20 protein-coding genes are annotated in these 23,819 nt (G+C 38.5%); 14 read left to right on the top strand and 6 right to left on the bottom strand.

The window, feature by feature from the left end; translation table 11 throughout:
• The first annotated feature begins 29 nt into the window (after positions 1–29).
• The gene (locus tag RAH34_RS07710) at positions 30–2,450 is read left to right on the top strand and encodes a TonB-dependent receptor (RefSeq protein WP_306595727.1); all 2,421 of its coding nucleotides are present in this window, start codon (positions 30–32) and stop codon (positions 2,448–2,450) included.
• A 32-nt stretch (positions 2,451–2,482) separates the two neighbouring features.
• Positions 2,483–3,292, top strand: coding sequence for a phosphatase PAP2 family protein (locus tag RAH34_RS07705; protein ID WP_306595726.1), 810 nt, complete (start codon positions 2,483–2,485; stop codon positions 3,290–3,292).
• A 189-nt stretch (positions 3,293–3,481) separates the two neighbouring features.
• Here RAH34_RS07705 and RAH34_RS07700 read toward each other — a convergent pair whose 3' ends face one another.
• Together RAH34_RS07700 and RAH34_RS07695 are read right to left on the bottom strand one after the other, a co-directional pair.
• A complete protein-coding gene (locus tag RAH34_RS07700) occupies positions 3,482–4,285 on the bottom strand; it encodes an SDR family oxidoreductase (RefSeq protein WP_306595725.1) in 804 nt (267 codons plus the stop codon).
• 21 nt (positions 4,286–4,306) lie between these two features.
• Positions 4,307–5,965, bottom strand: a complete 1,659-nt coding sequence (locus RAH34_RS07695; RefSeq protein WP_306595723.1) for an FAD-binding dehydrogenase — start codon at positions 5,963–5,965, stop codon at positions 4,307–4,309.
• A gap of 134 nt (positions 5,966–6,099) precedes the next feature.
• On the opposite strand from RAH34_RS07695, the gene RAH34_RS07690 reads away from it, so the two are divergent.
• Together RAH34_RS07690 and RAH34_RS07685 are read left to right on the top strand one after the other, a co-directional pair.
• Entirely contained in the window at positions 6,100–6,543 is a 444-nt protein-coding gene (locus RAH34_RS07690) for a rhodanese-like domain-containing protein (protein ID WP_306595722.1), read from the top strand.
• Entirely contained in the window at positions 6,536–7,048 is a 513-nt protein-coding gene (locus tag RAH34_RS07685; RefSeq protein WP_306595721.1) for a TlpA disulfide reductase family protein, read from the top strand. The genes RAH34_RS07690 and RAH34_RS07685 overlap by 8 nt, the downstream gene beginning before the upstream one ends.
• A 291-nt stretch (positions 7,049–7,339) precedes the next feature.
• Here the strand turns inward: RAH34_RS07685 and RAH34_RS07680 are convergent, their stop codons facing one another.
• From RAH34_RS07680 to RAH34_RS07665, 4 genes are all read right to left on the bottom strand, one after another.
• Positions 7,340–7,657, bottom strand: coding sequence for a multidrug efflux SMR transporter (locus RAH34_RS07680; protein ID WP_306595720.1), 318 nt, complete (start codon positions 7,655–7,657; stop codon positions 7,340–7,342).
• A gap of 198 nt (positions 7,658–7,855) precedes the next feature.
• On the bottom strand, positions 7,856–8,461 hold the full coding sequence (locus tag RAH34_RS07675) for a DNA-3-methyladenine glycosylase (protein ID WP_306595719.1): 606 nt from the start codon (positions 8,459–8,461) through the stop codon (positions 7,856–7,858).
• A gap of 289 nt (positions 8,462–8,750) precedes the next feature.
• Positions 8,751–10,922 carry a DPP IV N-terminal domain-containing protein gene (locus RAH34_RS07670; RefSeq protein WP_306595718.1) on the bottom strand — a complete coding sequence of 724 codons (2,172 nt, stop codon included), beginning with the start codon at positions 10,920–10,922 and terminating at the stop codon, positions 8,751–8,753.
• 19 nt (positions 10,923–10,941) lie between these two features.
• Positions 10,942–12,330: an aminopeptidase P family protein gene (locus RAH34_RS07665; RefSeq protein WP_306595717.1), complete on the bottom strand. Its 1,389-nt coding sequence runs from the start codon at positions 12,328–12,330 to the stop codon at positions 10,942–10,944.
• A 187-nt stretch (positions 12,331–12,517) separates the two neighbouring features.
• Between RAH34_RS07665 and RAH34_RS07660 the strand changes: the two genes are divergently transcribed.
• The 10 genes from RAH34_RS07660 to cysD all read left to right on the top strand — a co-directional run bounded on the left by RAH34_RS07660 (position 12,518) and on the right by cysD (position 23,793).
• Complete coding sequence (locus tag RAH34_RS07660; protein ID WP_306595716.1) at positions 12,518–13,402, top strand: AraC family transcriptional regulator; 885 nt, start codon at positions 12,518–12,520, stop codon at positions 13,400–13,402.
• A gap of 92 nt (positions 13,403–13,494) precedes the next feature.
• Positions 13,495–14,418, top strand: a complete 924-nt coding sequence (locus RAH34_RS07655; protein ID WP_306595715.1) for a dihydrodipicolinate synthase family protein — start codon at positions 13,495–13,497, stop codon at positions 14,416–14,418.
• Positions 14,415–15,905 (top strand): aldehyde dehydrogenase (NADP(+)), encoded by a 1,491-nt coding sequence (locus tag RAH34_RS07650; protein ID WP_306595714.1) that lies wholly within the window; start codon positions 14,415–14,417, stop codon positions 15,903–15,905. The genes RAH34_RS07655 and RAH34_RS07650 overlap by 4 nt, the downstream gene beginning before the upstream one ends.
• The gene (locus RAH34_RS07645) at positions 15,902–16,900 is read left to right on the top strand and encodes a 4-hydroxyproline epimerase (protein WP_306595713.1); all 999 of its coding nucleotides are present in this window, start codon (positions 15,902–15,904) and stop codon (positions 16,898–16,900) included. Before RAH34_RS07650 ends, RAH34_RS07645 begins: the two co-directional genes overlap by 4 nt.
• A gap of 8 nt (positions 16,901–16,908) precedes the next feature.
• Positions 16,909–18,174 (top strand): FAD-binding oxidoreductase, encoded by a 1,266-nt coding sequence (locus tag RAH34_RS07640; RefSeq protein ID WP_306595712.1) that lies wholly within the window; start codon positions 16,909–16,911, stop codon positions 18,172–18,174.
• 64 nt (positions 18,175–18,238) lie between these two features.
• Entirely contained in the window at positions 18,239–20,386 is a 2,148-nt protein-coding gene (locus RAH34_RS07635) for a zinc-dependent metalloprotease (protein WP_306595711.1), read from the top strand.
• A gap of 338 nt (positions 20,387–20,724) precedes the next feature.
• Entirely contained in the window at positions 20,725–21,219 is a 495-nt protein-coding gene (locus RAH34_RS07630) for a GNAT family N-acetyltransferase (RefSeq protein ID WP_306595710.1), read from the top strand.
• Positions 21,220–21,658: 439 nt separating this feature from the next.
• Positions 21,659–22,075 (top strand): Rrf2 family transcriptional regulator, encoded by a 417-nt coding sequence (locus RAH34_RS07625; RefSeq protein ID WP_114820212.1) that lies wholly within the window; start codon positions 21,659–21,661, stop codon positions 22,073–22,075.
• Between the two features lie 83 nt (positions 22,076–22,158).
• Positions 22,159–22,872, top strand: a complete 714-nt coding sequence (locus RAH34_RS07620; protein WP_306595709.1) for a phosphoadenylyl-sulfate reductase — start codon at positions 22,159–22,161, stop codon at positions 22,870–22,872.
• Positions 22,873–22,884: 12 nt separating this feature from the next.
• A complete protein-coding gene (cysD, locus tag RAH34_RS07615) occupies positions 22,885–23,793 on the top strand; it encodes a sulfate adenylyltransferase subunit CysD (protein WP_306595708.1) in 909 nt (302 codons plus the stop codon).
• The last annotated feature ends 26 nt before the right edge of the window (positions 23,794–23,819 follow it).

Here is a 23,819-nt window from a genome sequence, read left to right as displayed (position 1 = left end):
GATTTTTAAAGAAAATAAAAACCAGAAGAATGAATAAAACAGCCCTGTTATTTTTTCCGGCCTGCATGATGGTTTCTTCTCTTGTTTCTGCACAGACAGCTTCTGTGACAGCTTCAGGAAGGATCACGGGTATAGACAAAACGGCATTGCCTTATGCTCATATTATTTTAAAAAAAGAAAAAGACAGCACTTTTACAGCCGGAACAATTACCAATGAAGAAGGAAGGTTTTCTCTTACAGGAATAAAACCAGACCACTATCTTCTGGAAACCTCACTTGCAGGATATCGTACACAGATACAACCTGTTTTTATAGGAAGTCTTTCCGAGTTTCTGGAAATTCCTACCATTGAACTGATTGCGCAGCAGGAAACAGAAAACAAAATAGAGGCGATTACCATCACCGCTTCCAAAAAGAATGAAATAGACAGCCGTCTGGATAAGAAAACCTATTCTGTAGCCGAAAATATCAGCCAAAGTGGTGGATCCGTATTGCAAAGTATGCAGAATCTTCCCGGAATTACGGTTCAGGATGGTAAAGTACAATTGAGAGGAAATGATAAGGTTACTGTACTGATTGATGGGAAACAGACTGCTCTCACTGGTTTTGGAAGCCAGACCGGATTGGATAATATCCCTGCTTCTGCCATTGATAAAATTGAGATCATCAACAATCCTTCCTCAAAATATGATGCGAATGGAAATGCTGGTATCATCAATATCATCATGAAAAAAAATAAGCAAAACGGATGGAACGGAAAAGCAGGATTCACCACAGGTTTAGGCTCACTTTGGGTGAGAAAGGAAAATCTTCCCACGATAAGACCGCAGTATACACTCACTCCAAAGATTAATCCCTCATTGTCTGTTAATTACAGAAAAAACAAAGTCAATATATTCTTACAGGCAGATAATCTTTATACAGAAACCCTTAACAAGAATGAATTTGTAACCCGTACTTATGATGACGGAACAATTATTAATTCCCAGCTGAAAAGAAACAGAAATACCAATTTCTTTACCACCAAAGCCGGAATAGACTGGAATAGTGATCCTCAGAATACCCTAACCATTTCAGGAATGTATGGAAGTGAAAAAATCATTGACCGGGGAGATCAGCCGTTTTTCAATGGAGATCTGTCTCAGCGTTTGCGTTTATGGCAGTTTCTGGAGGATGAACTGAAAACAACCGTGATGGGAACAGCTTCTTATCAGCATAGATTCAAAGAAGCCGGACATGTGCTGAATGTGGGATTCAACTATACGTTCCATAGAGAGGATGAAAAATACTTCTATGATAATTATCTGCCAGCTTCTACCGGAACTGATGCTTTTAAACTCTTATCGGATGAACAGGTATACGATTTCAATGTAGATTATGTAAAACCCTTGAAATATGGACGAATAGAAACAGGAATTAAGCTGAGAAACAGAAGCATTCCTACCAATATGAATTTTATTCCGGGCACTAACTCTGTGTTGGATGTTTCTGCCGGTGGAAAAGCAGATTATAAGGAATTTATTCCAGCAGTGTATGGAAATTATGTTTTTGAAAATGAAAAATGGGAAGCAGAATTGGGACTCAGACTAGAATATGTGAAAATTCAGTATGATGTAAATCCTAACCATCCTACGTATAAAAGTGACGGATACAATTACACCCAGCCATTCCCGAATTTCAGGCTGGCGTATAAGCTTGATGACCGTAATAAGTTCTCTGTTTTCTACAACAGAAGAGTAGACCGTCCTAATGAAGTGGATATCAGGATTTTTCCAAAATATGATGATGCAGAGATCATTAAGGTAGGAAATCCGGCATTACGTCCTCAGTTTACGAACTCTATTGAACTTGGATATAAGCACAATTGGAATAGCGGATATTTATATTCTGCATTATACCACCGTTTTGCCAATGGAACGATCACCAGAATTTCCAGTATTGTTCCGGGCAGCACCCTTATTTATGCCATCTTCCAAAATGCAGGAAAGAGCTATAATACAGGTCTTGAAACAATTTGGAACCAAAAAGTATCGGATATTTATTCCCTGAATGTCAACGGAAATATCTACCGTAATCAGATTGATGCATTTACTGTACAGAATCTGTATCCTCAACCTAATACATTCTCTGCAGATCAGCAAACCGCTATCTCAGGAAATGTTAAGATGAACAATGTTTTTCATTTCTCCAAAGGGCTGGATATGCAGTTTACCTTGGTATATCTGGCCCCGGATATTATTCCTCAGGGAAGAATACAATCAAGATTCTCAATGGATGCAGGCGTAAAAAAAGCGATTCAGAAAGGGAAGGGGGAACTTTTTTTCAATGCTTCGGATCTGCTCAATACAATGGTGATCAAGAAGTCTGTACAAGGTAACGGATTTGCTTATACCAGCAATGATTACTACGAAACCCAGGTGATTCGTTTGGGATACAGCTATAAATTTTAATACAGAATCGGATAATTTTAATGTGATTTAAAATGAAAAAACAGTTTCAAAAAGCGCTGGTGTATGCAATGATTTTAAGCTCAGTGGCAAGCCGGATCAATGCTCAGAATACCAATGACACGATACGTGTGCAAGAACCTGTACAGGATAGCATGAGCACGAAGGAAGTTCAAAAAAACACCCTGAATTATAAAAGTCTGATCATTCCTGCTGCATTTATTACCTATGGAGTAGCAGGTCTTTCCATCAAGAATCTGAAGCAGCTTAATCTATCCACTAAGGTTGAAATCAACGAACATCAGCCTAAACAGATACAACTGGATAATTATACCCAGTATGCTCCGGCAGTAATGGTTTATGGGCTTAATGCAATGGGGATAAAAGGAAAACATAATCTGAGAGACCGCACCATTATTTACGCTTCGTCACAACTGATTGCGGCTGCCTTTACCATGCCTTTAAAATATCTGGTCAAAGAAGAAAGACCGGACGGTTCCAATACGTTGTCTTTTCCTTCAGGGCATTCTGCCACCGCATTTTCTTCCGCACAATTTATGTTCCGGGAATATAAAGACACCAATTTCTGGCTCAGTATCTCCGGATATCCGTTCGCTGTTTTCACCGGAGTATACAGAATGCTGAATGATAAGCATTGGCTGGGAGATGTCATAGCAGGAGCCGGATTCGGAATTCTTTCTACAGAACTGGCCTATTGGCTGTTTCCAAAAATTGATAATTTATTACGGGGAAAAAATAAAGTGAAAACATCGCTTTCATCCACCATGGTCATGCCTTTCTATCAGAATAAAATTGTGGGAATTGGCCTGGTAAAAACCTTCTGATATAAAAGAGGTTGTTTCAAAAGTGTCATTCTGAACACAGACTGAAAGTTTGCGAACGTAGTTCATCAATGCAGTGAAGAATCTCATATAGTTGTTCATCAATAAGATTCTTCCTTCGTCAGAAATCGAAGATTCGACGTAGTCAATGACAAAAGCCAATTGTTTGACTTTTGAAACAACCTCTTTTCATTATACGACTTTTGCTTTACGGATTATTTTGGCTAATACATTGGGAAAGAATCTCTTCAGATAAACTGCCATAACTTCTTTACCGCCTATCGCTTTTTGTCTTTTCTGTTTTTCAATGGCAGAAAGCATCTTTTTGGCAAAAATATCAACAGGCATTCCATTCTTTGTGGCATCATCCATGGTACCCTGTAATGAACCATCTCCGGTGACTGCATTAATAGAAATATCAGTCTGTATAAAACCCGGACAAATGATCGTAATCTTAATTTTCTGGGTGAATAATTCTGCCCTCAAGGCATCAAAAAAACCATGTAAAGCATGTTTTGCACCGGCATATCCGCTTCGCATAGGAGCACCGAAAATTCCCATTAAACTGGACACAACCGCGATCTGTCCTCCTTTATTTTCAATCATATAAGGCACAACAGCTTTAGTAAGTGCTACTGTTCCGATATAATCAATATCGATAAGCTGTTTATCAACTTCAATATCGGTTTCCATGGCTAATGACCGTTGTGATAATCCGGCATTATTAATCAGAATATCAATCTTTCCGAATTGTTCCAATGCTTTTGCTGCAATGGAGGGCATTTCTTTATAATTTTTAAGATCTAAAGGAATCACCGCATATCGGTCTTTACTCAAACCAGCTTTCTCAGCAACGGAATGAAGCTGTTCTTCTTTTCTGGAGGAAAGGATAATTTTGGCGTTACTGTTTTTGGTAAGTTCTTTTACCAAAGCTTCGCCAATGCCTGAGGATGCTCCTGTAATCCAGATGACTTTATGATCGAAATAGCTACTCATAATTAATACTTTTATTCAATTTTAAAGTCCGGCAATATATTGTCCGGCTTTCATTCCTGAGAAGATACAACCTCCCAAAAATGTTCCTTCCAGAGCTCTGTAGCCATGCATTCCGCCACCGCCAAAGCCCGCCGCTTCTCCTGCAGCATAGAGTCCTTCAATAATACTGTCATCCTCTCTCAGCACCTGACCATTCAGATTGGTTTTTATTCCACCCAATGTTTTTCGGGTTAAAATATTAAGACGTACAGCAATCAAAGGCCCGTTTTCAGGATCTAAGATCTTATGCGGAGCAGCAACACGTCCCAATTTATCCCCTAAATAATTTCGGGTATTCCGGATGTAATTAACCTGAGTGTCTTTTGAAAACTTATTGTCTAATTCACGGTCTCTGGCTTCAATCTGAGATTTTATGTTTTCATATTTCAACAGGGTATTTCCTGCCAGTTCATTCATTCTTTTAACCAGATCTTCCAGGTTATCTGATACAATAAAGTCTTTTCCGTGCGCTTTAAAAGCCTCTACAGGTCCGGGTGCTTTTTTACCAAAAATCCTTTTCAGAAAAAGCCCATAATCTTTATTCGTAATATCCGGATTCTGTTCCGAGCCTGAAAGCGCAAATTCCTTTTTGATAATTTTCTGGGTAAGAATAAACCATGAATAGGAAAACCCTGTTTTCTGGATATACTGTAAAGTCCCCAAGGTATCAAATCCCGGAAGAAAAGGAGCGGGGAGACGTTCACCTTTAGCATCAAACCATAGCGATGATGGCCCGGGCAATATGCGGATTCCGTGGTTGGGCCAGATTGGATTCCAGTTTTGTAAGCCTTCGGTGTAGTGCCACATTCTGTCCGGATTGATGATATGAGCGCCTGTATTTTCTGCAATGCCTATCATTTTGCCATCAACGTAAGCAGGAACACCACAAACCATGTTTTCAGGAGCTTTTCCCAATCTTTCCGGCCAGTTCTTTCTTACCAATTCATGATTGGCGCCAATTCCTCCGGAAGCGATGATGATATTCGGGGCTGTATATTCAAAGGAAGAGATTATATTTCTGTTGGTTGCAACACCTCTTTCCTGAGTATCATTTTCCAGAACATCACCTTTAAGACCTTTTATTTTACCGTTTTCTGTAATAATTTCAGTTACCCGATGTCTGAATTTCACCTGAAGCAGTCCTTTTTCCTGAGCTTTATAAGCTTTTTCTACAAAAGGTTTTATCACGCCAGTTCCTGTTCCCCAGCTCACATGAAAGCGGGGTACGGAATTTCCGTGACCTGTTGCGGAACCATCACCACGTTCTGCCCAGCCTACCATAAACATCAGCTTGATTCCCAGTTTGGAAATGTATTTGTATTTTTCACCTGCAGCAAATTTCAGGTAAGCTTCTGCCCATTGGCGGGGCCAATAATCTTCCGGACGGTCAAAACCAGCAGTTCCTTTCCAGTCCTGTAAAGCCAGCTCATAAGAATCTTTGATGCCCATTCTTCTTTGCTGGGGTGAATTGATCAGAAATAATCCTCCGAATGACCAGAATGCCTGTCCACCCATATTCTGTTCTGTTTCCTGATCCAAAAGCAGTACTTTTTTTCCGGCATTGGTTATTTCCATGGCAGCAGTAAGCCCTGCCAATCCTGTTCCGATGATGATGGCATCTGGCTGGAATTTTTCTTCCATTGGTAAGTGTTTATATTCAACAATATATCACATAAATGTATAAAATTATTCATTACACGGTTTAAATTTAAAAATTTTAATAAGCTTTATTTGATTAATCCAACCCTGAACTCCGAACTTTTCAACTTATCTTTGTGAAAAATAGAAGAATGAAATATGTGTTTATCATTGCATGCTTTGTCTGTTCCATTTTCAGTCAGGCACAGCAAAAACAAGATCCATGGAAAGACAGCCAGCTGATGGATCCTGCGTTACTGGCTTCCAGAATTGAAAAAAATAAGACAAAAGATCTGGTGATTATTTCAGTAGGGCCTGAAGCTATTGTGAAAGGTTCTGTAGATATTGGACCGACGCATGAACCTGAGAATCTGGAAAAGCTGAGGAACTATCTTAAAAATATTCCGAAGAACAGAGAAATTGTGATCTACTGCGGATGCTGTCCTTTTGTAAAGTGCCCCAATATTCGTCCTGCATTTGCTTTGCTGATGGAAATGGGCTTCAAAAATGCAAAGCTTTTAAATCTTCCGAAAAATATTAAAACAGACTGGCTTGATAAAGATTACCCTACCAATGATTAATATAAAGAACGGTTTTAAACTGCTATTTTTTATCCTGTTTTCAGGATATATTACCGCTCAAAACAAAATAGAAGTAGGGAAGAAAGCTCCTGAAATTACAATGGCCAGGGCAGATGGAACTTCATTTTCTCTTTCTGCATTGAAAGGGAAGCTGGTTCTGATTGATTTCTGGGCAACCTGGTGCGCTCCATGTGTAGAAGAACAGCCACAACTGAAAACGATGTATGATACTTATTCTGAACAGATAAAGAATAATCAGTTTGAAATAGTGGGTGTTTCTTTAGACAAGAATAAGGAAAGCTGGCAGAAAGCGATTGACAGATTTCAGATCAACTGGATACAGATCAGTGATTTAAAATTCTGGAAAAGCCCTCTAGCAAAGCTTTATGAAGTAGATGAACTGCCTTTTAATGTTATTATAGACGGGCAGGGAACTATTGTAGCTAAAAACCTTCATGGCAAAGAACTGGAAGATTTCATTAAGAAAAATCTGACCCAGAATTAAGACGACGGATCGTTTTAAGATAATATAAAAGAGTGGTAAGTTATTGTACCACTCTTTTTAGTTGAAAAAGATAGAAGCATTTGTGTCTTAGAATCTTGTTATAACCATGTAAAAATATCTCATAGAGACAGGTTACTGATTATGAGGGCATTTATTATTATGTCTTATCCAGGTGTAAATATACTAAATTGTATTTATTAAATCACTAAATAATGAAATATTAAAAAGATTTAATATTCCATTAGCAAAAATTACTCAATAAAGTTACACGACAGAAAATAATGCTGATCATTAAAATAATTTAAGACCAACGATTCCCACTACAATCAACAAAGCCGAGAGCAATCTTAAAATACTGGCTGAATCCTGGAAAAAGAGAATCCCCACCAATAAAGTTCCCACTGCACCAATTCCTGTCCAAACAGCATATGCCGTTCCTATAGGGATGGTTTTTTGAGCAAACCAGAGAAATCCACCGCTAACGGTCATGCACAGAATTGAAAACATGATCCAGCTCCATTTATTATTTTCTGGCTGTTGAGAAAGTTTAAGCCCTAAAGGCCATCCGATTTCAAAAATTCCTGCGATAATTAATGCAATCCAGTTCATACTATATGTTTTAATGATATTGAAAATGAAATCTATTCAATAGAATTCATTTGTTTTCACTTTACAAAGTTACCTTTATCAATTCGTTGTCAATGATATAAACTAAGTGATCCGGCAAAAAAAAGAGATGGACTGTATTTTAGAGAAGATGAAACGTTCTACACTTTCAATAGAATAGGATACTATTGAAATTTATATTTATAGCGCATTGGGTTTGCTCACATATTTATTTCCTTTCACAAAAAAACGCCAGGGAAGAAGCGCATCTTCCTGTGCATAAGCAACACCTATACGGGGACCTGCAGCGATTTCATCCGGAGTATATGAAATACCTTGATCTTCAATCCAGATTTCATGTCCGGAAAGATCTTTTCGGTTCAATGAACGGTCGATGCCCAGGGCTTTGGCCGCTGATCCCGGCCCTGCAGAAATGGCTGGTTTAGAGGCCGGCATATTCCTTCTGAGCTCCATAATTTCTTTACCTATTAAAGGTTCTACCGCTCTCACCAGAACGGCATGAGGGTCATTTTCCACAGAAGTCACCACATTGAAAAGATGATGAATCCCATAGCATAAATACACATAGGATACACCACCGTGGCTGTATAAAGTTTCTGTACGGTCTGTCCGTCTGCCTCCATAAGCATGGGATGCTTTATCCTTTACTCCAAAATAGGCTTCTGTTTCTACAATGATACCTGCCGTTGTTTCACCATTGATTTCTGTATAAAGTATTTTTCCCAAAAGGTCCTGAGCCAGAAAAAGAACATCCTGATTGGAATAATAGGAAAGAGGCAGTTTCATAATGATGAGAAATTATTTACTCAAATTTACTAATAATCTTAAGGAAATGGAACTACCTTGAGCAAACAAAAGATACCACAAAAAGTCACATCTCATAAAATAGTGAGTAATTTGGCATATCCATTGTTGTTTTTTATATAACATCATTCCACACCACTATAAAAAAATTATAGGTTTTGACACTTATTTTTCCCTGGAGCAATCCGGGGAATTTTTGTGTAATGCTGAACACGGTTCTTAATCATTTAAAAAATAAAAAAGTCCCACATCATTGTGAGACTTTCATTATTTATTTTGCTCCCGGAGGGCAGTGTTCTTTTAAATACCTGGTAAACATAGTTGTAAGATGCAGGGATGTTCCTTCACCTTCATTAATAGCGTGGCTACGGTTAGGATAAGACATCAGCTGAAACTGTTTGTTGTATTTTACCAGTTCGTTAATGTAAACTTCTGTATTTTGGTAATGTACATTGTCATCACCTGTTCCATGAACCAACAGAAGATTACCTTTCAGGTTTTTAGCATAAGCCAGCGGAGAACCTTTCACAAAATCTTCTCTGTTTTCCTGCGGAAGTCCCATATAACGTTCCTGATAGATATTGTCATAGAATAACTGATTGGCAACCGGTGCAATGGCAATTCCGGTCTGATAAATGTCAGGATACTGTCCCAAAAGGTTCAGGGTAGAAGAACCTCCACCGCTCCAGCCCCATACGGCAACTCTTGAAGTATCGATATAAGGCCATTTTGCAAATAAAGCTTTCGCACCCATCGCCTGATCACGGATATTCATCTGCCCTATTTTACGATAGACAGACTTTCTCCACTCGCTTCCTCTGGGAGAAGGTGTTCCCCGGTTTTCAAGAGAAACATATAAATAACCGTCTTCAGCCATATCTCCGGCATATAACCAATTCCAGCCGGTATAAAAATCATCAGTTACGGTTTGCAGCGCAGGTTCTCCATATACGTAGAAAACGACCGGGTATTTTTTATCAGGATCAAAATTTTTAGGCTTTACTACCCAGCCATCTAATGTAATACCATCCTGTGTGGTAATCTGGAAAAATTCAGCTTTAGATTTTGCGGGATCTGCTTTTACGGACCTGTTGGCTGCAACCAGTTCTTTATGTTCCGGAAGCGATACCACAGAGCCTGTTGAGAGTGAATTGACACTGGTATTCGTAAACATGGCAATTTTTCCATTAGGCGATATGGTATAAGTATTAGAGCCAGTAAAGGATTCAGGGGTTACTTTTTGGGCTTTTCCTCCCTTCATACTTACCTTGTACAGGTATTTCTGAGTGGCATTATTTGGGGAAGCTAAAAAGTAAATCTGCTTGTTCTTAACATCAAAGAATTCCGGTTTAATTACATCGAAAGCGTCTTTCGTAATTAATGTTTCTTTACCATTCATATCTATTTTATAAATATGTCTCCATCCGTCTTTTTCAGAAAGCCATAAAAATTCTTTTCCATTATCAATCCAGTCCCAGCCTTTTGGATCGTTGTCATTCCATCGGGTTTTTATGTCAATCCATGCCGCATCGGTTTCTGTATGAATCGCCTTACTGCTTCCGGAATTGGCATCTGCTACGATAATTTTACTTTGATTCTGCTTTCTGTTCAGTTGCTGAAGAATAACGGATTTAGAATCCAGCACCCATTCCATTCTTGGGATATAGTTTTGCATTTCATCTCCTGCAATATCAGCTTTCTTTGAAGATTTGGAGGCCAGATCATAAAACCAGATACTGCATCCTGACGGATTTTCTCCCACCTTTGGATATTCTACCGGAACGGTAAAAGAATACAGACTATCCGTATTATTGATCATCAGAAAGTTTTTCGTACCACGGGCATCCAGCTTCCAGTAAGCAATTTTATTACCGTCGGCAGACCATCTGAAACCATCCTGAGTTCCGAATTCCTCTTCATATACCCAGTCGAAAGTTCCGTTGATCATTCCGTCTGTACCATCTGTAGTGATTTTAGTCTGCTGATTGCTGGCAAGATCTTCAACATAAATATTATGCTTGGATACATAAGCGACTTTTTTGCCATCCGGAGAATACTTTGCAAACATCAGTGAGGAAGCAGGTAACCCTTTTCCCAGTTGGGTAAGCTTTTTGGTATTTTTGTCGTAAATCCAGTAATCTCCACGGGTATTATCTCTCCATACTTTTTTTGTATTGGCAAAAAGCAATAAACTTTTATCATCAGGAGATACCTGAAAACTTTGTACTTGTAAGGCTTCAGAACTTCCGGCAGGAACCAGCTCGCTGCTGCTTAAAAGGAGCTGATCTTTTCCGGGATGCAGTATATCAACAATTTCAATCCCTTTTTTAGTAAATGAATAATAAGCGTTGCCATCCGGAGTCCATTGTGTCTTCTGTGCCGCCAATGGTGACAGGCACAGGAAATACAATGCAATAGCTGTTAGTTTTTTTATATTCTTCATAGTTCTATTTGAATTAAGCTCAATGTTCAGCTCTGTAATTTTCAATTTCTTCAACGGTTTTGATCAATCCGTTACCCAGAAGTCTGTACCCGTTGTCTGTGATCAGGAAATCATCTTCCACACGGATTCCTCCGAAATTCCGGTATTCATTTACTTTATCATAATTAATAAAGTCTGCGTTTTTATTTTCAGCCTGCCAAATGTCAATCAGTTCCGGAATCATATAAATACCAGGCTCAACTGTTACTACAAAACCAGACTCTAAAGCTTTCCCTAAACGTAAAGATTTCAATCCGAATGTTTTGGTGTCTTTCGGTTCTTCTTCAGTATAGCCAATATACTGTTCTCCAAGGTCTTCCATATCGTGTACATCCAATCCCATCATATGCCCGAGTCCGCACTGAAAAAATAGGGTATGAGCATGATTTTTTACCGCATCTTCAGGGTTACCTTTCATCAATCCAAGATCGATAAGTCCTTCTACCAGATGCTGTGCTGCTTTGAGGTGAATATCTTTAAATCGGATTCCCGGTTTCAGAAGGTTTTGAGCTTGATTAAAAGCATTCAGAACCACTTCGTACATTTCCTTTTGCTTCGTGGTAAAAGTCTTCCCTACAGGAAAGGTTCTGGTAAGATCACCCGCATATCCCATTGCGGTTTCTGCTCCGGAATCATTCAGGAAAAGATCGCCTTCTTTCATGGTATTAAGACGATAATGGTTATGCAGAATTCCTCCGTTGATCGTCACAATAGGAGGATAAGACATCTGACATTCTTTGTTGGCTGCAAGATACTGGATCGCGTTGGCAATTTCATATTCTTTCATTCCCGGCTTCGCTGCGCGCATGGCAAGTAAATGCATTTCATTGGACACATTCACAGCCTGTTCAATCTGTACAATTTCCTGAGGTTCTTTGATCGAACGCTGTTTTACAATAGCTTTAATCATTTCCACAGAGGGCTGCAGTTCTGCAATTTTAATCCCAAGAAGATCTCCCAGTACAATTTTATTGGAAGACTGATAAGGTGGGAGATAATGGACTTTTCTTCCTGAAGCTTTTGCTTTTATAATATATTGAGAAAGCTCAGCATACGGTAAAGTTTCATGCACTCCGGACTTCAGGCTTTTTTCTTTCAAGGTTTCCTGTCTGCCCATCCATACAATATCATCGATACTTAGTTCATCTCCGAAAACAATGGTCTTATTCTCATCAATATCAATAATCGCTGCAATACGGGGTTCCTGGATTCCGAAATAGTATAAATAGGTACTGTCCTGGCGGAAATAATAAGGATTGTGTTCAAAGTTTACAGGATTCTCTATATTTCCCAGAAATAATAAGATTCCGTTAGACACACTTCTTTGTAATACTGACCTTCTGTCTTGATAAGTTTGTGCTGAAAACATATATTATGAATACTTTTTATTTTAAAAGTTTAAAGTTACGATTTTGTACTATTTATAGTACTTTATTCATTAAAAATAAGAATATGTAAAATTTGGATTTTAATCTGATAGTCAATGTTCATATTTTGCTTAACTTCAGCAATATTTTAACCATGCTAATCTGATAACCCGGTAAAACATTCATATTATGATGAAGAGTCTCCAGTTTTCTGTTCCGGCCGATACCAACAAAAGTATCCGCATTCAGGAAGATATTATGCCTAATTTCTATCCATATTTCCATCGTCATACAGAAACACAGATCATGTGGATTCTTCGAGGGCATGGAACATTGGCCATAGAACAGAATCTCTTTAATTTCGAGGCAGGTGATATTTTCTATCTCGGAGCCAATCAATCCCATGTTTTCAGGGGCAGTTTTGAGAAAAATGAAAAGCAGAAGGTTCATGCCATCTCTATCTTCTTTGATCCTCATAAAAAGATCGCTGCATTTTTCGGCTTACCGGAATTTGAGGAATTAAAAAATTTCATCAATCATTCAGAAGTAGGGTTCCAGGTGGCTTCCAAACTAAAAAAAAGTATCGCAGAAGATATTGCTGCACTGCAAAAAACAAAAGGAGTAGATCAGATTATAGATTTTATAAGGATTTTAAACCATCTTATGCAAAACAGGCATTTGCATATTCCGTTATCTTCAGAAAAGAATCTGCCTGATCCTATTTCTGATACAGACCAAAGAATTATAGATGCACAGAATTTTATCAAGAAAAATTTTACCCAACATAAACTAACCCTTAATCTCATTGCCAAAGAAGCCTGTATGACGCCTCAGGCTTTTTGCAGGTCTTTTAAAAAACGTACCCGCATCACGTATATCGAATACCTCAATGAACTTCGGGTACAGCGGGCCTGCAGACTATTGACAGCCAGCAATATGTACAGTATTTCTTCTGTTGCCTTCAACAGTGGATTCAATAGCCTTACCAATTTTAACCGCGTTTTTAAATCCATCATGAAATATTCTCCTAAAGAATACCTGAAGCACTACAAAGAGGCTACTATAGAGCAATAAACAGCTACATGTTAAAATACGGTGAGAACCTATTAAAATATTAACATTTACCGTTTTAAAATTCACCTAGTTTTGAATAAATATTATTTGATATGAGTACAAAACTAAACTGGGAAGGTATTTATCCCGCTGTATTGACGCCTTTTACAAAAGAAGGGGAGATAGACTTTGACATGTTTGCCATCAATACAGAAGCCCAGATTAAAGCAGGAGTTCACGGGATTATCCTTGCAGGAACATTGGGAGAGGCCAGTGCTTTGGAAACAGAGGAAAAATTTGAACTGCTGAAATATGCCAAAAAGATAACACAGGGTAGAATTCCTGTCATTCTCAATCTTTCTGAAAATACGACCAGAAATGCCGTCAACTTCGCTCAAAAAGCCAAAGAATTTGGTGCAGACGGCCTGATGCTTCTTCCACCAATGCGTTACAAAGCTGATAACCACGAAGTTGTTGAGTACTTTAAAGCAGTGGCTTCCGCTACAGATCTTCCTATCCTTATTTATAACAACCCTGTAGATTATGGAATATACGTTTCTCTTGAAATGTTTGAGGAGCTTATTGAATATCCGACCATCCAGGCGGTAAAAGAATCAACAAGAGATCTGGCGAACGTAACCAGAATGATCAACCGTTTTGGAAAAAGAATTAAAATTCTTGGAGGAGTAGATACTATTTGTCTGGAAACCCTGATGCTTGGAGCAGACGGTCTTGTGGCAGGTCTTGTAGATGCATTTCCTAATGAAACCATGGCGATGTACAACCATGTGAAAGCCAATGAATATGATAAAGCTGTAGCAATTTACAGATGGTTTATGCCATTGCTGGAGCTGGATATTCACCCTAAACTTATCCAATATATTAAACTGGCTGCAACAGCAGAAGGAATAAGCAATCCTCATGTCAGAGCTCCACGTCTTGAACTTCAGGGAAAAGAAGCTGAAAGAATTCAAAAAATTATTGAAGAAGGCAGAGCGAATCGTCCGGCACTATTAATTCCAGAAATACAGCTATGATGGAAGAAACATCAACACAAAATATTGATCAAAGAATCCAGAGGGCTGCTGACGCCTTTCAGTTTCTTAAAAGCACGACCGTCACTGAACGGGCAGAATTTATGAATGCTGTCGCTGATCAGATTGAAGCTTTGGGGGAAGACCTTTTGGCTGTTACTCATACCGAAACTTCATTGCCATTAGCCAGACTTATTGGTGAAAAAGCCAGAACTGTAGGACAATGGAGAAGCTATGCAAAAGCTGTTGCTTCCGGGATATACACAGAAGCCAGAATTGATCTCGCCCAGCCTGAAAAACAAAAAGGTGATCTTAGAAAATATAATGTAGGCATCGGACCTGTTGTCATTTTCGGAGCCAGTAATTTTCCTTTTGCATTTTCTACTGCAGGAGGCGATACTGCCAGTGCTATCGGTGCAGGCTGCCCTGTCATTATAAAAGCGCATCCGGCACATCCTCAGACTTCACAAATGATGGCTGCTGCTATAAGTGCGGTTGTTAAAGCCTTTGGATGGCCTGAAGGAGTTTTTAGCCATATCACCGGAACTTCCTATGAAATCGGAGCTTATCTCACTCAGCATAAAGACATCAGGGCAGTTGCTTTTACCGGTTCTTTCCAGGGTGGAAAGGTTCTGTTTGATATTGCCAACAACCGTGAAAATCCTATTCCGGTTTTTGCAGAAATGGGAAGTAGCAATCCTGTATTTGCATTTCAAAACTTGCTTGAAAACAAAGCAGAAACATTAGCCAAAGAATATATTGCTTCTTTAACATTAGGAGTCGGCCAGTTTTGCACCAATCCGGGAGTGTTTATTGCTTTGAAAGGGAAACCGCTTGATCGTTTTATCCATGCATTAAAAGAGGAAATTCAAAACGTGGCTCCCGCTGCAATGCTTCACAAAGGGATATTGGAAAGTTTTGAAAAAAACAAAAATACTGCAACAGAGCAGACAGATGTTGAAATGATAGCTTCATCAAATACAGTCGCAGAAAATGATCAGGGAATCGCTTCAGTGATAAAAACCAATGCCCATACCTTCATGAATAATCCTATATTGAGTGAAGAAGTCTTTGGACCCTTTGGTATTGTTGTAGCGTGTGAAACTAATGAAGAACTCATCAAGATTGCCCAACGGTTAAAAGGACAATTAACCATTACTATTGCCGCTACCCATGACGATGTACGGGATAATAGTATGCTAATCCATATTCTCAAAGATAAATGCGGAAGGCTGCTATTCAATGGAATGCCTACAGGAGTAGAAGTGGTGTATGCCATGCAGCATGGTGGTCCTTTTCCTTCCACTACCGATTCCCGCTTTACCTCTGTAGGACCGGATGCTGTTAAACGTTTTGTTCGTCCTGTTTCTTTTCAGAACTGGCCGGATGAATTTTTACCTGATGAACTTAAAAATGATAATCCATTACAAATCAGCAGAATGGTGGATGGAGTAATGAATTCAGAATCATTAAAATTACAGACCACATGAACAGAACATTTTTTTGTATAGATTCTCACACCTGTGGATGTCCTGTCCGTCTTGTTGCAGGTGGTGCTCCTATTTTAAAAGGGAATTCTATGATGGAACGCCGACTTCATTTCATGAAAGAATACGACTGGATAAGAAAAGGATTGATGTTTGAACCCCGTGGTCATGATATGATGAGCGGAAGTATGCTGTATCCTCCTGCAGATGAAAATAATGATATCGGAGTTTTATATATTGAAACCAGCGGATGTCTTCCCATGTGCGGACACGGAACAATCGGAACGGTTACCATTGCCATTGAAGAAGGACTTGTTGTACCTAAAATTCCGGGAAGATTACGCCTTGAAACCCCTGCAGGACTTATCCTTATTGATTACGTACAGGAAGGAAAAAAAGTAAAATCTGTAAAGCTGACGAATATAAAATCTTTCCTCTACGCTGAAAACCTTGAAGTTGAATGTCCGGATCTTGGCTTAATAAGGGCTGATGTCGCTTATGGCGGAAACTTTTATGCTATTATAGATCCTCAGGAAAACTTCAGAGATATCTCTGATTTTACGGCCAGTCAGCTCATCCACTATGGAAAGATTATCAGAAAATTACTCAATGAAAAATATGAATTCATCCATCCGGAAATTGAACATATTACAGGATTAAGCCACATTCAGTGGACGGGGAAACCTACAGATCCTAAAGCCAGCGGAAGAAATGCAGTATTGGTGGGTGAAAATGCTTTAGACCGTTCACCATGCGGTACAGGAACTTCGGCAAGAATGGCTCAATGGTATGCTAAGGGAAAACTGAAGGAAAGAGAGGAATTTATTCATGAAAGCTATATTGGTTCACAGTTTATCGGGAGAATTGAAGAGACTGCTACTTTAGATGGGAGACCAGCCATTATTCCGTCAGTAGAAGGCTGGGCAAGAATTACCGGCTATAATCATATTATTATTGATGATGAAGATCCTTATTGGCAGGGATTTCAGGTAATGTAAACAGGCATATGACACAGAATAAAGGAAAAGCACTGATTATCGGTGCAGGAATAGCAGGATTAAGCTCAGCGTATTACCTTTTACAAAAAGGATGGCAGGTGGAAATTCTTGAACAGAATGACCTTACCAACAACTGTTCCTATGGAAATGCAGGAATGATTGTACCCAGTCATTTTACCCCATTGGCCGCACCGGGAGTAGTTGCCCAGGGAATACGCTGGATGTTTGACAGTAAAAGTCCGTTTTATGTAAGGCCTTCACTCAATTCCAGGCTGTTTTCCTGGGGATTGAAGTTTTTGAAACATTCCAACCAGAAACATGTTGATTACTCTGCGTCAGCCATCCGGGATCTCAACCTGGCAAGCAGCAGACTTTATAATGAAATTGCAGGAAAAGACGAATTTGATTTTGAGCTGAACCAGAATGGTATTTTAATGCTCTATAAAACAGAGAAAGTAGCAGAAGAGGAAACCGAACTGGCTTACAAAGCCATCAATATGGGGTTACCTGTTGATATTCTGGATAAGAAAGAAATTCAGGAACTCGAACCTAATGTTCAATTGGATGTCATTGGAGGGGTCAATTATAAATGCGACGGCCATATGAATCCCGTGAAACTGATGAAACAAATGATCTCTTATCTTAAAAATAGCGGAGTCATTTTCCATACTCATCATCAGGTAACAGGCTTTAAAACTTTTGGAAATACGATTAAAACAGTCATTGCCAATCGTAAGGAATTTACTGCCGACCAATTTATCATGACAGGAGGTTCATTTTTACCTGAGCTTGCCCAAAAAGCAGGTATTAAAATTCAATTAATGCCCGGGAAAGGGTATTCGTTGATGCACCAACCGGAAAATCCTCTCAATACATTAGAGCATGCCGCTTTATTACTTGAAGCCAGAGTAGCAGTGACCCCAATGAACGGACAGATCCGTTTCGGCGGAACGATGGAGCTGGCTTCCCATCAGGATAAAATTAATATGAAAAGGGTAGAAGGAATCATCCAATCCATCCCCAAATACTTACCCGATTTCAAGGTTGAACCTCCAAAAGAATCTGAAATCTGGTTCGGATACAGACCTTGTGCACCGGATGGACTTCCCTACTTAGGACAGTCTTCCCAACTGAAAAACCTCATTATCGCAGGCGGCGGCGGAATGATGGGATTAAGCTTAGGACCTATTTTTGGAAAAACAGTTTCAGAACTTGCCAATGACGAAAAGCCAACGGTTGAGATAAAGATATTCAACCCTGAAAGATTTAATTAAAAAAACATCACATTACACACAAAATTAAACCCAAATAATTTATTAACAACCAAATCCAAAATTTATGAAAAAATTTAAATTACTACTACTTGTTTCCCTATTTCCAATAATAGGTTTTGCGCAAGAAAAAAGACCTCATGAGTGTAAAGCAGATGAAATGATGAAACAACATTTTAAACTGCATCCTGAATCAAAGGCTGAATATGAAAAATTTGAAAGATACACTCAAGATTTCATGAAAAAAATGAGATCAAACAAAAATTCAGTGGATAAGTCTATCAATAATCCAACCTACATTATCCCCGTTGTTTTCCATGTGTATGGAGAATCTCAGAGTAATGTAAAAGTAAATTACCAAAAAGTAGTCAACTTACTGGAACAAATCAATCTAAATTTCAACGGAATCAACACTGATTCAAATACTGTAGATCCTGATTTCCAATCTATCAGAGGAGCACTAAGTATTGAATTCCGATTAGCTAAAATTGATCCAACCGGAAAAGCAACAAGCGGAGTGGTATTTCACCCCTTCAAGGGCGGATATGGCAATGGAGGCGGATATGATACAGAAATTGGTACCGATGCATGGGATAATACAAAGTATATGAATGTATATATCCAAAATGACTTATATGCTAATAAAGATTTATATCAATCAGGAGTTGCCTGGTATCCGGATTCATACATGACTTCAGTAAATACGGCCAGAGTTGTGTATAATGGGCGTTATATATTTGATGCCGCAGGAACAGTAGCTTCAAACGAATTTTCTGATACATTCACGCACGAATTTGGGCATTGGCTCAATCTTCAGCATACTTTCAATGTTCTTTGTTCAACTTCAAACCCTGGTAATGATGGTGATGGAGTTGCAGACACCCCTGTGGAAAATACTTCTTCCGGATTGGGATGTAACTCTGGTAACAATTGTCTTGGACAAAAAGTAAACGTTGAAAACTATATGGGATACAATGGCTCTTCCGGCTGTTATAAAATGTTTACCAACGGACAGGTTAACAGAATGCTGGCGGCATTAAACCATCCTTCGCGAATGAATTTATGGCAGCCTGCCAACTTAGCTGCAACCGGAGTTGCTAATACTCCACCTAGGCTAGCCCTTAGCAACAGTACATTTACAGAGAATTTAAACAATAATGGAGCCGTGTCATTAGATGGAACAGTATCATCTGCCCCTGCATCAAAGATTACGCTAAACGGAGCAACATTTGCCCTGCCAAATGGAACAACTCTTACTTCAGGAACCCATTTCACTTCTTCATTGCCAGCAGGATTAACTGCAAGTATAGTAGTTACAAGCCCTACTACAGCTACACTTACCATCAATGGTGCTGCAACCAGTCATTCTAAAAGTCAGGTCTTAAATTCATCAATTACATTTCTGAATCCGGCTATAACAGGAGGCACAACATCATTAGGATCAACTACAGCTTTGGCCTTAACTTTTTCTTATAAAGATCCTTATAAAATAGTTAAAGGAAATCCTCTGGAAAGTTATGCCAACCCAACACCAACAACAGTAACCACCAACTCAGGGGCAACTTGGAAATATTTTATCATTAACCCGGAGCTTAGTGATGATGCAGGGTATGGCGCCTGGTACTATGGAGCCAATCAATTAAAATTGGAAACTTATTGGAAAGGATTAGTTTGCCAAACGGGAACACGGAATATCTCTTTAATTCCAGCCTGTACCACTATAACAAATGCAAATAATATAGGGTATCCAACTTGGACTCCCGGACAACTGGATGTGTATACTCCTACCTATACTACCTGGTCTGGTAAAACAGCCTATGTTGGTTTTAGAAACCAATTCGAAGGCTACGATATTAACGGCTATTTCAAAGTGAGCGTTGGGACCAATGGTTCAAATTATTCTGTCACTGAGTTTGCATATAATACTCAACCAAATGGCAGTATTACAACACCTTGTGCATTATCATTCTCCACTGCAGACGTTGATACAACCAACTCAGAAACTTCCATCTATCCAAATCCGGTTTCTGATGTATTGACTATTAAAACAAAAGGGGAAATTAAATCAATTTCTGTTTATGATATGTTTGGAAGAAAAATGAATGCTAAAGTTAGTGGTGATAAGGTTGATGTTAAAAACTTCCTAAGCGGAACTTATTTAATTGATATTGAAACTTCTTTAGGGAAATCTTCTCAGAAATTCATTAAAAAATAGGATCCAACGGTATATTGCTACAATATAATCGTTAGTAAATGGTTTTATTTCAACTGTCTCTTTTTTTGAGATGGTAGAGGATTAAGATGGGCTCATTGAGCTCATCTTTTTTTATTTCACATTCCTAAAGAAACATCTTGTATGACAATTTATTATGTCATTGACAGGGTTGATTTGAGAAAATCCTATAGTGGATGTATTATTTTTTCAAATTTTCAACAATGATGGGTTTAATTTTAAGCCCATTTTTTTTATATTAAATGGGTATTCAGTTATAATTTCAGATTTATTTACCTAATTTTATTCGTGAATTAAACATTTACATTTTATTCATTTCTATGAAATATAAAAATCACACGATCATTATTCGTGAATTTACGCCTGAAGAATTTTCTTTATTCTCTACTCTTTTTGAAAATGAGAATGTAACCCGGTATCTGCCTTACAAAACTCCTGAAGAGTACAAGGAAATGTTTGACAAAGCGTTGGCAGATTATGAAGCAGGTCCATTCAGCAGATGGGGAATATTCAGTACCCAAGATGATGATTTTGTGGGAATGTGCCTTGCCAGAGTATTTCTGGACAATCCGGAACAGATAGAAATAGGGTATACCTTAGGAGAAAATTATTGGGGAAAAGGTCTCGGAACCGAAGTCTGTAAAGCACTTGTTGATTATTGCTATTCATTACATCCTAAAAAGGATATCGTTGCGGTAACCGATCTTGATAATATCGGTTCTCAAAAAGTACTTCTGAAAAGCGGTTTCAGTAGAGTTGAAAATCTTGCACGAGAAGATAGAGAACTGGCTTATTTTGTTTTAGAGAAAGAGTAAACTTGTGGTTCATATTACAAACGGAGGGCTTAGAATTCCCCTCTTGTGGAGGGGTGGCAAAAATTCAAAGAATTTTTGACGGGGTGGTTAGCTTTTCCCACAGATGTTTGTGTATTATAAAAATCTTCGATTTTTAAACTTAAGTTAACTTTTCAGCAGTCCATTTGTAACTTAAAATCAACTTAAGTGTTTTTATCTTTTGTGAATTTTGTGGTAAAATTATATTTTTCCACCACAGATCTTAGAAAATTGACACAGAGTCTGGGTATCAATAAAAATCAAAATTTTAAAACTTAAGTGAACTTTTCAGCAGTCCATGTGTAACTTAAAATCAACTTAAGTGTTTTTTATCTTTTGTGAATTTTGTGGTTAAAATACAAAGTCTTCCGCTATAAAAACATTTCATTTATCAGATAATTTATCATAACTTGCAGGAATTATGATGTCGAAACGTTGCAAATATGCGCTTAAAGCAATGGTCAGATTAGCAAGGAATTATAACCAGGGCTTTCTGCCAACTTCCGTTATTGCACAGGACGAAAATATTCCCAAGAAATTTCTGGAACAGATTCTTCTCGAACTTAAAAGAGCCAAACTCGTTAACAGCAAACAGGGTAAAGTAGGAGGGTATTATCTTTTAAAATCACCTGATGAGGTCTCATTAGCAGATATTTACCGTATTTTCGATGGTCCTATTGCGCTTACCCCATGTGTTTCTTTAAATTTTTACGAAGCGTGTGACGATTGTGTAGACGAAGCAGTCTGCTATCTGAGAAAAGAATTAATGATCGTTCGTGAAAAGACCAGAACTAGCATGATGGAAGCTACTCTGACTAAGTTTATTACTAAAGATTAAAATTTTTTTTATTTAAATTCTACTATTTTGATAGGAGTTATAGAATTTTATATATATTTGCAAGACTTAAATCTCAATTCAAAATGAATAACAGTCTGGAAAATGAATTAGAAAAACTTGTGAAAGAGGCTAATGAAGCATCTTTTCAAACCAATGCACTGCAAATACTGACTGAAAGATTCCCGGGTAAAGTGATCTTTTCAACCAGTTTCAGTTACGAAGATCAGGTCATCACTCATCTGATAAAGGATTTAAATATTGAAATATTCACCCTGGATACGGGAAGACTTTTTGAACAGACTTATGAAACCTGGACTTCCACCAAGGCTTTCTTTAAAAAGAACATCAAAGCCTATTATCCGGATACGGAAGAGCTGAGAGAGTTTGTCACAGAAAACGGTCCTGATTCATTCTATCAATCCGTAGAAAAGAGGAAAGCATGCTGTACGATTCGAAAGGTTCATCCTTTAAGAAAAGCACTGGAAGGCTATGAAGTATGGATTACAGGTCTGAGATCCGAACATTCTCCCAACAGACAGAATATGCCTCAGCTGGAATGGGATCCGGATAACAAGATCATCAAATTTCATCCCATCCTTCACTGGACGACAGAACAGGTGACAACCTATGTAAAGGATCATCACTTACCTTACAATCACCTTCATAAAAAAGGATTTGTAAGCATAGGATGTGAGCCCTGTACAAGAGCGATCAAAGAAGGAGAAGATTTCAGAGCAGGCCGTTGGTGGTGGGAAGATGCCAACAAAAAAGAATGCGGTCTGCATATTCATCAATAAAAAAAGAAAAAAATGTCAATACATCAGTTAAACTATTTAGATCAGCTGGAAGCAGAATCTATTTACATACTAAGAGAAGTAGCAGGTCAGTTTGAACGTCCGGCTTTATTATTCAGCGGCGGAAAAGACAGTATTGTACTGGCTCATCTGGCGAGAAAAGCTTTCTTTCATGGAAAAATCCCATTTACGTTTGTCCATGTAGACACCGGACACAACTTTCAGGAGGTATTGGATTTCCGTGATCAGCTGGTAGAACAGCTAGACGTGAATCTGGTAGTCAGAAAAGTGGAAGATACGATAAAGAGTAAAAAACTGACCGAGGCTAAAGGTAAATTCCCGAGCAGAAACTGGCTGCAAACCTACACACTACTTGATACCATTGAAGAATTTGAATTCGATGCCTGCATGGGAGGAGCCAGAAGAGATGAAGAAAAAGCAAGAGCAAAAGAAAGAATCTTCTCCGTTCGTGATGAATTCGGGCAATGGGATCCTAAACTTCAGCGTCCTGAGCTTTGGAATATTTTCAACGGAAAGATTCACAAAGGAGAAAATGTAAGAGTTTTCCCCATCAGTAACTGGACAGAGCTTGACATCTGGAATTATATCCGAAGAGAAAAAATTGCACTTCCTTCCATCTATTTTTCGCATGAAAGAGAAGTGATCGACTTCAACGGACAATGGCTTGCCAACTCTTCCCATGTTGTCTTAGAACCTGAAGATATCATCACTACCAGGAAAATCCGTTACCGTACCGTAGGAGATATGACCTGCACTGCAGCTGTAGAATCTAATGCTGTAACAATAGATGCTGTCATAGAAGAAATTGTAGCCACCAGAATTTCAGAACGTGGGGAAACCAGAATTGATGACAGGGTAACAGAAGCCGCCATGGAGGACAGAAAAAAAGGAGGCTATTTTTAGATAAGCAATCAGCGATGAATAATAAG

Origin of the sequence: Chryseobacterium sp. WLY505 (genome assembly GCF_030846215.1) — a bacterium.
GTDB lineage: Bacteria > Bacteroidota > Bacteroidia > Flavobacteriales > Weeksellaceae > Chryseobacterium.
This window is presented reverse-complemented; position numbering and strand designations above follow the sequence as displayed.

Coding starts and splice junctions, on each gene's coding strand:
- RAH34_RS07710 (WP_306595727.1), top strand. CDS start 30: ATGAATAAAACAGCCCTGTTATTTTTTCCGGCCTGCATGATGGTTTCT.
- RAH34_RS07705 (WP_306595726.1), top strand. CDS start 2,483: ATGAAAAAACAGTTTCAAAAAGCGCTGGTGTATGCAATGATTTTAAGC.
- RAH34_RS07700 (WP_306595725.1), bottom strand. CDS start 4,285: ATGAGTAGCTATTTCGATCATAAAGTCATCTGGATTACAGGAGCATCC.
- RAH34_RS07695 (WP_306595723.1), bottom strand. CDS start 5,965: ATGGAAGAAAAATTCCAGCCAGATGCCATCATCATCGGAACAGGATTG.
- RAH34_RS07685 (WP_306595721.1), top strand. CDS start 6,536: ATGATTAATATAAAGAACGGTTTTAAACTGCTATTTTTTATCCTGTTT.
- RAH34_RS07680 (WP_306595720.1), bottom strand. CDS start 7,657: ATGAACTGGATTGCATTAATTATCGCAGGAATTTTTGAAATCGGATGG.
- RAH34_RS07675 (WP_306595719.1), bottom strand. CDS start 8,461: ATGAAACTGCCTCTTTCCTATTATTCCAATCAGGATGTTCTTTTTCTG.
- RAH34_RS07670 (WP_306595718.1), bottom strand. CDS start 10,922: ATGAAGAATATAAAAAAACTAACAGCTATTGCATTGTATTTCCTGTGC.
- RAH34_RS07665 (WP_306595717.1), bottom strand. CDS start 12,330: ATGTTTTCAGCACAAACTTATCAAGACAGAAGGTCAGTATTACAAAGA.
- RAH34_RS07660 (WP_306595716.1), top strand. CDS start 12,518: ATGATGAAGAGTCTCCAGTTTTCTGTTCCGGCCGATACCAACAAAAGT.
- RAH34_RS07655 (WP_306595715.1), top strand. CDS start 13,495: ATGAGTACAAAACTAAACTGGGAAGGTATTTATCCCGCTGTATTGACG.
- RAH34_RS07650 (WP_306595714.1), top strand. CDS start 14,415: ATGATGGAAGAAACATCAACACAAAATATTGATCAAAGAATCCAGAGG.
- RAH34_RS07645 (WP_306595713.1), top strand. CDS start 15,902: ATGAACAGAACATTTTTTTGTATAGATTCTCACACCTGTGGATGTCCT.
- RAH34_RS07640 (WP_306595712.1), top strand. CDS start 16,909: ATGACACAGAATAAAGGAAAAGCACTGATTATCGGTGCAGGAATAGCA.
- RAH34_RS07635 (WP_306595711.1), top strand. CDS start 18,239: ATGAAAAAATTTAAATTACTACTACTTGTTTCCCTATTTCCAATAATA.
- RAH34_RS07630 (WP_306595710.1), top strand. CDS start 20,725: ATGAAATATAAAAATCACACGATCATTATTCGTGAATTTACGCCTGAA.
- RAH34_RS07625 (WP_114820212.1), top strand. CDS start 21,659: ATGATGTCGAAACGTTGCAAATATGCGCTTAAAGCAATGGTCAGATTA.
- RAH34_RS07620 (WP_306595709.1), top strand. CDS start 22,159: ATGAATAACAGTCTGGAAAATGAATTAGAAAAACTTGTGAAAGAGGCT.
- cysD (WP_306595708.1), top strand. CDS start 22,885: ATGTCAATACATCAGTTAAACTATTTAGATCAGCTGGAAGCAGAATCT.